6 protein-coding genes are annotated in these 8345 nt (G+C 53.6%); 1 reads left to right on the top strand and 5 read right to left on the bottom strand.

Going from position 1 to position 8345, the window contains the following annotated elements; translation table 11 throughout:
- Positions 1-72: 72 nt before the first annotated feature.
- Both QQ91_RS01735 and glmM read right to left on the bottom strand, forming a co-directional pair.
- Entirely contained in the window at positions 73-1470 is a 1398-nt protein-coding gene (locus QQ91_RS01735; protein ID WP_166283830.1) for a TM0106 family RecB-like putative nuclease, read from the bottom strand.
- Positions 1471-1617: 147 nt separating this feature from the next.
- Positions 1618-3066: a phosphoglucosamine mutase gene (gene glmM / locus QQ91_RS01730; protein ID WP_166283828.1), complete on the bottom strand. Its 1449-nt coding sequence runs from the start codon at positions 3064-3066 to the stop codon at positions 1618-1620.
- 653 nt (positions 3067-3719) lie between these two features.
- Between glmM and QQ91_RS21575 the strand changes: the two genes are divergently transcribed.
- Positions 3720-3842, top strand: coding sequence for a hypothetical protein (locus QQ91_RS21575; protein ID WP_284707151.1), 123 nt, complete (start codon positions 3720-3722; stop codon positions 3840-3842).
- A gap of 11 nt (positions 3843-3853) precedes the next feature.
- Here the strand turns inward: QQ91_RS21575 and QQ91_RS01725 are convergent, their stop codons facing one another.
- From QQ91_RS01725 to QQ91_RS01715, 3 genes are all read right to left on the bottom strand, one after another.
- Positions 3854-5002, bottom strand: coding sequence for a DUF58 domain-containing protein (locus tag QQ91_RS01725; RefSeq protein WP_166283826.1), 1149 nt, complete (start codon positions 5000-5002; stop codon positions 3854-3856).
- 21 nt (positions 5003-5023) lie between these two features.
- A complete protein-coding gene (locus QQ91_RS01720) occupies positions 5024-6403 on the bottom strand; it encodes a (Fe-S)-binding protein (protein WP_166283824.1) in 1380 nt (459 codons plus the stop codon).
- Between the two features lie 122 nt (positions 6404-6525).
- Positions 6526-7881 (bottom strand): FAD-binding oxidoreductase, encoded by a 1356-nt coding sequence (locus QQ91_RS01715; RefSeq protein WP_166283822.1) that lies wholly within the window; start codon positions 7879-7881, stop codon positions 6526-6528.
- Positions 7882-8345: the final 464 nt, after the last annotated feature.

Below are 8345 nucleotides of genomic sequence, written 5' to 3'. Positions count from 1 at the left end.
CTTCCGCATAATTGCTGTACGACTTAAGGAAACGCCCTATTTCCAATAAGGTGTACTTCTTGCTGTGACCAACTACCAATCGTCTTCGTTGTATTCCAAGATGATGTCGAGCAGGGTGCGATCGCCAGTTTTCAACCAGTCTTCGTACCAGCAGATGGACTGGGCGCCATTGGCCTCGGCATTGCGCCATTCAAACCCGATCCAGCGGGCAATCACCTTCAGCGTATAGTTTTCAACCGGGAGTGTTACGGCCTGCGTAATCCAGCGATGGACATCTATAAAACGAGGCAAGAGGAGTTCCAGAACTTCCCCCGAAGCCCCGTACTGTCGGGCCAGCCGCTTCACGGTTTGCACTTCGTAGGGACAAAAATGATAAATGGGAGCCTGGGGGTAGGCCATGACAAAGGCAACAAACTCTTCCCATGCCTGACGCTCTTGATCGGGCGTTTCTGCCACAAACGGAAAAAATTCCTGGTGCCCGGTGATCTGGTTCACGAGCAGAACCCCGTTGAGATAGACCACATTGATGCTGGGTTCTGCCTCAATGTCAAAGTACAGTTCGATGGGAGAGTCCGGGACTCGGGAGAGCACAATGAAAGGTTCAGGGGTTTCTAGCAGGAGGGGACGCTGGCTGACCGTGGATCGCGCCTGATAGATAAGCTGCTGGGAGACCGCTAGCCCAAAGCCTGTTTTTTGGTTGAGCTGATGCGGTTGCAGTGCCGCGATCGCTTCCACTGTCCGGAGATTATGCTGCAGCAAAATGGGGTAGCGGCTGGGCGTTACGCCTGGCAACAAGGATAAATGCTGTTCGTGCTGCGCTCGACTGTAGCAGTGGTCAAACCAGGCACAAAGCTGACATCGGTTGCGAACAATAAAGACTTCCGGCTCAAACTCTTGCTGCACAATGGCGATCAAGTCTGGAATCAGCCCTAACAATTTGGGTAAAACCAGATCCAAATCAACCTGATACCATCCCTTATCTCTCAAATAAAGCCAGCTCTCTGGGGGATCAATCCCCTGCATCTGAGCCAGCAGAAAAGCATGATAGGCGGCAAGAATCTGATATTCCTGTTTGGGTCGCTTGCTCAGCTTAATATCCGTTGAAGTATAGTACCAACTCCCTAAAACAGAAACCCCAGACTCCCTGGTAAGTAAGTCTGGGGTACTGATGAATGTGTGTCCCTCTGGGCTTTGGACCTTCAGAACCCCACCATGGATGTGGGGAACACCCTGCTGCATTAGATCGAGGGTAGCCCTTGCGCCAGCTTCCCAATCCTGATGGGGATAATCAGGCCGCACCCAGTTCCCCTCGCTCTCGAGAAAGGCTGAACGGTACTTGATGCGGTCCTTGGAAAGTTTAATTCGGAAATCGCTAGGGTGTCCCTTCAGTGCTTTATCGCCATAGAGATCCAGAAAGAGCTGGCGAGAACAGCGCTGGTAGCTTAGCAACATTTGGGACGTTAGAAACATGGCGATGCTCTAAAGTGGCGACCCGACATATCCCTTGGTCCTAAAACATCGTGCGATTTAGGAACCCAATTCAACCCCGCACAAAACAGCTAGCCTTGGCAAGAGACAGTTTAACTTTAACAAATTCTTTTGATTTATACGAACCCTTTACAGCAAGTGACGCTCAACTGAAGCCACGAGATAATCACACCATTTTTGGGTCATAGCCTCGGATTGGGCCTCGACCATAACGCGAATGAGGGGTTCGGTTCCGGAGGCACGGACGAGAATTCGTCCTTGGTCACCCATGGCGGATTCAGCAAGGGCAATATCATCCTGAAGAGCCTGGCATTCCTGCCAATGACAGCGGCGATCGCGATCTTCAACGCGCACATTGCAGAGCAGTTGAGGATAGGTCTGAAAGCTCCGGTCCATCAAATTGACCAAGCTGTCACCGGAATGATGAACGATTGCAGCTAAATGCAGCGCGGTCATCACCCCATCGCCACTGATGCCGTAGTGAGGGCAGAGGATATGCCCAGACTGCTCACCTCCGAGCATTGCCCCCCGCGTGATCATCTCAGCGTGGACGTATTGATCACCCACCGCTGCACGGACGAGCTTGCCGCCCTGTTTTTCCCAAGCCCGTTCAAATCCCAAATTTGACATCACGGTGGCGACAATTAAATCCTGGGGAAGCTTGTTCTCTTGCTGGAGCTTTTTTCCCCAAAAGTAGAGAATGTAGTCCCCATCAACCACACGCCCCTGAGCATCAACCGCCAAGGCGCGATCGGCATCACCATCAAACGCAATGCCAAGGTCCGCTTGGTGCTCGGCCACGGCCTGCTGAAGTTGATTCAGGTGCGTAGAACCGCAGTTTACATTAATGCGATCCCCATCGGGCTGATCATGAAGACAAAGAACCTCAGCCCCCATGGCACGAAACACGGCAGGAGCAACATGGGCTGCGGCTCCCCAAGCGAGATCGAGCACCACACGCAAGCCGTTTAAGTCAACTGAGTGCAGAGGCGTTTGTAAATCTGAAATATAAGTGTGGACTAGCTCAGGACGAAACCGTTGTCGCCCCCACGAGGTTGTGGCCGGATGCTGCATGGCCTCTTCAAAAAAACAGCGTTCAATCTCCTGCTGCAGTGAACGATCCAGCTTCGATCCGGTAGGGCCAAAGAATTTAATCCCGTTATCCAGGGGCGGATTGTGGCTGGCGGAAACCATAACACCGCCCATGGCTTCCGTGTGGTGGGTGAGGTGGGCCACCGCTGGAGTTGGACAAAGGCCGAGGTTCCAAACTTCGACTCCCGCTGCGCTTAAGCCTGCCGACAGGGACATGTTGAGGAGGTCGCTAGAGTTGCGGGAGTCTTGACCAATAATGAAGGGCCCACCGGCACCCATTGCTGACCTCAAAACCTTCCCGGCCCAAAATCCAACCTGAAGCGCTAAAGCAGGGGTCAGGAGATCGCCCGCTGGACCGCGAATCCCATCGGTTCCAAATAAAGGACGACGCAGGTTCCCCTCTCGGTGGTTCCAAGGAAGCGCAGGCCTAGGGTTGGATGCATCTTCAGCGTGCTGCCCCGTTTGGATTTGAGTTGAAACTACCATGCAAATACTCCACACACACAATCATTAATTGATGCTTTCCCCCACAGTTAATGATGCCAGATAAGTATAAATCGCTATCTCGACACTGCGAGGTCTAAATCCTAGCTTAGAAGGCTCAGAAAGTCACGTTAAAACTCCCTGGTCTGCTTACGGCTGGCTGTCCAGAGGCAGGCTTTCTAGATCCAGCACTGGTGCGGAATCCCGCCCCACCCTAACTCTCGATTCGAAGACCTTGAGACTGGCACTAAATCGGGGGTGGACAGAACTTAGTCGGGCGTTCAATGAAGGGCGCAAACGGCTCAATGCTTTTGATAACAATTATCCTAAAAAGTCAACTCAAAATTGACAGTGATTCTGCGCACAGGCGAGGTCCGCCAGAGATGAATTGAATCAACAGGGCACAGCCCCATTACCGATCGTCACAAAGCGTTAACCATGGGGAGAAAGAGTGTTAAGCTAAAATAAATAAAGAGATAAGGAGCCAATAGAGTTAATTAAGCGAAAGCAACGTAAAAATGAGTTAAACATACTTTTTTCTTGGCATCTAAACTTGGTTTGAAATTTTGCCGTGGATCTGTTGTCTGGACCTCATTTTTCGAAATAAACCCCTTCGCAAGACTCTAGGCTCTCCTAAAATACTTGGGAGGTTTGTTATGGCACAGGACTTGGTGATGGGACTGTGGGCCATTGGGCTGTTGATTGGTATTAGCATTCCGGTTGGATTTGGACTTTGCTGGCTGATGATTCACGATGATTCGTCAAACTTTGCCACCTGAGGGATAAAGGTTTAGGGGATCGGGACTGAAAGGGAAGCCTGGAGCTGTTGGTCTAGCGGTAAGGCTGGATCAATCCACAGATCTGCGGCGGATTCTGTTGGCCAGCCTGTGGGAGATTCTCTCTGCCAGCGCAGGCATCGACTGCCGGGGGGAAGGTGGGCTGTGGCATGTTGGGTGAGCCAGATCAGTGCCGTTGACGGAAGGGACGCTTGGTGGGTTTCCCCGTGGGAGACCTGTGCTAGGGTTTCCAGGATTTCCGTCGGGGTTTGCAGGAGTCCGGAGCCACTGGTCCAAAGCCATGTGGGCACTCCTTGCTCCTGTCCATAGCGCAGTAGAGAGGCAGCGGTGGTGATGGCGGATTCAAAGGCTGGATCTTCCCACATTGATCCGGTGTCTAGGGCAATAATGACGGGACAATCTCCGCTGGAGGTTTCCAGCTCTCGGGTTCGTAACTCGTTGAGCTTTGCAGTTGATCGCCAGTGAATTAGCCGCAGGGCATCTCCGCGGCGATAGGGACGAAGGGATCGGGTAATCCCGCCCTGGCCTAGGGGAGAGAGACGAGAGGGCTTCTCACTGGTTTGAAGCTGAGCTACTAAGGTTTCAAAGAGAGGGCAGCGCGTGAGCGGCCATGCTTGGGGATAGACCAAAACAGTGGCTGGAGCAGCGTGATCGCGTTGGCTGCTGAACAGTCCTAAGGGTGCAGCGGTTCGCAGCTGAATCAGATGCCAATGAAACAAGCCTCGCCGCTGGGGAATGACATTGTAGATGAGCTGGCAATGACCTTGAGGCGCGGGACCTGCAAAAACCTGCCAGTGCTTTGGGCCGAAGCTGTCTGGCAGACAATCTCGGTATTCCAATAAAACGGGGCCTGCGGTTGGAGGGAAGGAAGCCTGTAGACGAATAGATAGGGGGGCACCCACAGTCCCTGCCGGAATCGGCGCACGGGTAAGGGATATGCCTTGGAGCAATCGCATCGGTAACCAGGCAGCCAGTCCTAAGAGTGCCAGCAGCAGTCCACTCATGACGTATAGCCAACCAGCCAGGGTATTGGCAGCGGCCAGCCAAAAACAGAGGGTTAAACCAATGAGCACCCAGCCCGCATAAGCAGGCGCAGCCCAGCGCCGCTCTAGCCAGTTGCTTCGCAGAGTGGTCCGGTGCATGGAGAACTTCATTCCTCAGCCTCAGCGTTTGATCTGAGGATACCCCGCAAGCAAGGTGGACAAGTCAATTTGACGAATGGCGGCATCCAGGAGCTGCATGGGATGCAGTACGGGGGGAGGATCCATGCTGGTGGGGTCAGCCTCCTGCAAATGTTTTCGCAGTTGCAGCGTACAGCCCACATTGGCCGATGCGATTACTTGGGCACGGGTTTGTTTAAGATGGTAGACCTTTTGGCGCCCCAGTTCCTCGGCAACATCAGGCTGCAAAATATTATAAATACCAGCACTGCCGCAACAGAGCGAGGCATCAATGGGATCGCGCAGCTCAATGCCAGGGATTTGACGCAGGAGTTGTCGAGGCTGTTGCGCAATCTGTTGGCCGTGGAGCATGTGGCAGGCGTCCTGATAGGCAATGATTAAAGGAGTTGCCTGTAAGGGAAACAAGGGGGTTATCAGTTCTGTGGCTGCGAGAAACTCCTGCACATCTTGCACCGATGCCGCAAAATCTGCTGCGCGATCGCAGTATTCTGGGTCGTCTTGCAAGAGATGTCCATATTCTTTGAGCGTATGGCCACAGCCAGAAGCATTGATCAAGACGGCATCCAAGCGATACTTTGAAAATGAATCAATCATCTGCTTGGCTAGCATTTGGGTCTGAAGCTCTTGCCCTTGATGATGGGAGAGTGCCGCACAACAGCCCTGATCTGGTGGAAGAACCACTTCACAGCCGTTAGCGGTCAGCACACGCAGGGTAGCAGCATTGACCTCCGGGAGGAACAGGCGTTGCACACAGCCTAGGATTAATCCCACTCGATAGCGGCGATCTCCCTGGGCTGGAATGATTTCTGGCTCAGGATCACGAAAGGCTGAAGCGGATAGGGGAGGGAGCATCGACTCCATAGCCGCTAGGGGACGAGGCAGGAGTTTTTCGGTGAGTTTGGTGTCACGAACCCAGCGCTGTAGGCCCATTTTTTGATACAGCCATAGGGGACGCAGTAACATCCGGAGTCGCTGGGGATAGGGAAAGACCGCAAAAATAAATTGTCGCAGCCATCGCTCGGGCAGGGGGCGTGAATAGTGGCGCTCAATTTGCACTCGGGTTGCTGCAATGAGCTGGTCGTATGCCACACCCGAAGGGCAGGTCGTCACACAGGCAAGACAGCCTAAGCAGGTGTCAAAATGCTGAACGGTTTCAGGTGAGAGCTTGGCTCTCCCGGCATTGATCTCCTGCATAAGGTAGATCCGCCCCCGAGGCGAGTCGGTTTCCTTTCCGATCACTCGATAACTCGGGCAGGTGGAAAGACAGAATCCGCAGTGAACGCAAACCTCTGCCTGCTTGGGATCTGGAGGGTGGTCGGTATCAAAGGAAGGGGGATGGGGTGGAGCGCCGAAGGGGTTCATGGAGGTTTAGGGTCAGCAGAAAGGTGAGCTTGCTCAGATAACGATGGGGATTTAGCACTGGCGGTCGTTGAGGAGATCTAATAAACTCCGCTGACTAAATCTCGCTAGCTAAATCCCGCTAGCTAAATCCCGCCGACGTAGCGGCCAGGATTCAAGATGCGGTGGGGGTCAAACTGGTGCTTGAGCTTCCGCATGGTCGCGATCGCATTTCCAGGATATCCCCAGACATCGAAGCTTTGCCTGAGAGAGAGGGGAGCGTCCAGAACCGAGAGAAAGCCTTGGTGCTGCTCGCAGTGCGATCGCAGCTGTTGAAGAAGGCTGGCCGTCAAGGAAGACGCTGAGGCCGTCAGTTTAAGGGTTCCCAGGCCAGAACCTGCATGGATTTGCATCCAGCAGGTGCAATCTTGCTGTTGGGACCATTGGTGGAATAGCTGAAGCGCTGGGACCGCCCTCTGGGGCAAGAGTCCGAATTTAGCAACCAGAGGTGTCTCAGGGTGGAGTGTGTCTGTTTCCTGGAGTCCTTGGCGGTGCCCTAGGGCGGTCCAAAGGTCTTCCTCAGCTTGATCGCAATAGACCTGGGAGGCCAGGTGAGTTCCTAGCTGCATCAGCCGTCTAACCTGGGCGGTGACGCTCTCACCTAGGCTCTGAAACCGGGCCACCAATGCAAGGCTGCCAGGAGGAGAGAGGTGGGGTATGACTGATTCCGAAAGCAGATCCAGTGCGACGGGCGTTAAGGTGCTGTTCAGCACTTGCGCCGTTAGGGTTGCGATGGCCTCTGGCGGTCCGACTAAAACAACGGTTTGTGAGATTTCTTGAATGGGATAGAGTCGCAGGGTCACCTCGGAAAGAAGGCCGAGGGTCCCAAAGGATCCGGTAAACAGCTTCATCAGATCGTACCCAGCCACATTTTTAACCACCCGTCCTCCAGCCTTTGCCCTCTGACCATCTGCGCGCACAAAGCTGAGGCCCAGCAGCAGGTCGCGGACCCCGCCGTAACGGTGGCGTAGAGATCCAGCATCGCGGGTGGCGAGAATGCCGCCGAGGGTTGCCTGGGGGGCGTAGCTGGGGTCTACGGGGAGAAACTGGCCGGAAGTTTTAAGGTGATGCTGGAGGGTCTGAAAGGGGATGCCCGCCTCCACGGTAATGGTGAGATCTCCCACTGCATGATCAATGATGCGATTGAGATGTTGCAGACTCAGGACCAGATCGGTTGCGGGGATAGGGGTGCCCCAGCCGAGCTTACTTCCAGCCCCACAGATCAGGACGGTCCGACGATCGTGATGAGCCCAGGTCAGAAGAGCGCCCAGTTGTTCGCTGTCCTGGGGATAAACAATGGGCGGATTGCCCTGATCGGGTAGAAAAGCAGCGTTGAGTTGAGTTTGCCACAACGGCGATCGCGCTTCGGCGGTGACAATTTGGTGGGGTTCGAGGATCTGTCCAAGCGAGTGCAAGGTATTATCCAGGCTGGAAAGGGTCACAAACTCAAACTCCTGAGAACTATGGCTAGGTCTATCTAGCGGTCTATCTAATTTTGACATCCTCCCCGCACTGAAGCGACGGGGATTCCCAGTCTGACTGCACTAGACAGCCTCCTGAAAGGTAGACAAACAAGCAACAGCCTCAGATTGAGGTCTTACACGACTTAGCGTTTGCCCATTCGGGTCGGCAAGCCCTGCCGCCAAAATATTTGCACCAGCGTTTACGAACCTATCGAAAACATTAGGGAAAGATCCGGTTACTGGCAACTCATCAGTAGGAATGCCTAATGCAAAAAAAATGAAGATCTTTATATAATGAAGACTGATGAATTATAAAGAATCGTAAACAATCGTTTACATATTATTCTGGGAGATCTGTCTATGACTATAGCTGTCGGACGCGCGCCAGCGGAACGGGGATGGTTTGACGTCCTCGACGACTGGTTAAAGCGCGATCGCTTTGT

The sequence above is a fragment of the Lyngbya confervoides BDU141951 genome, assembly GCF_000817775.3.
Taxonomy (GTDB): Bacteria; Cyanobacteriota; Cyanobacteriia; order Thermosynechococcales; family Thermosynechococcaceae; genus Lyngbya; species Lyngbya confervoides.
This window is presented reverse-complemented; position numbering and strand designations above follow the sequence as displayed.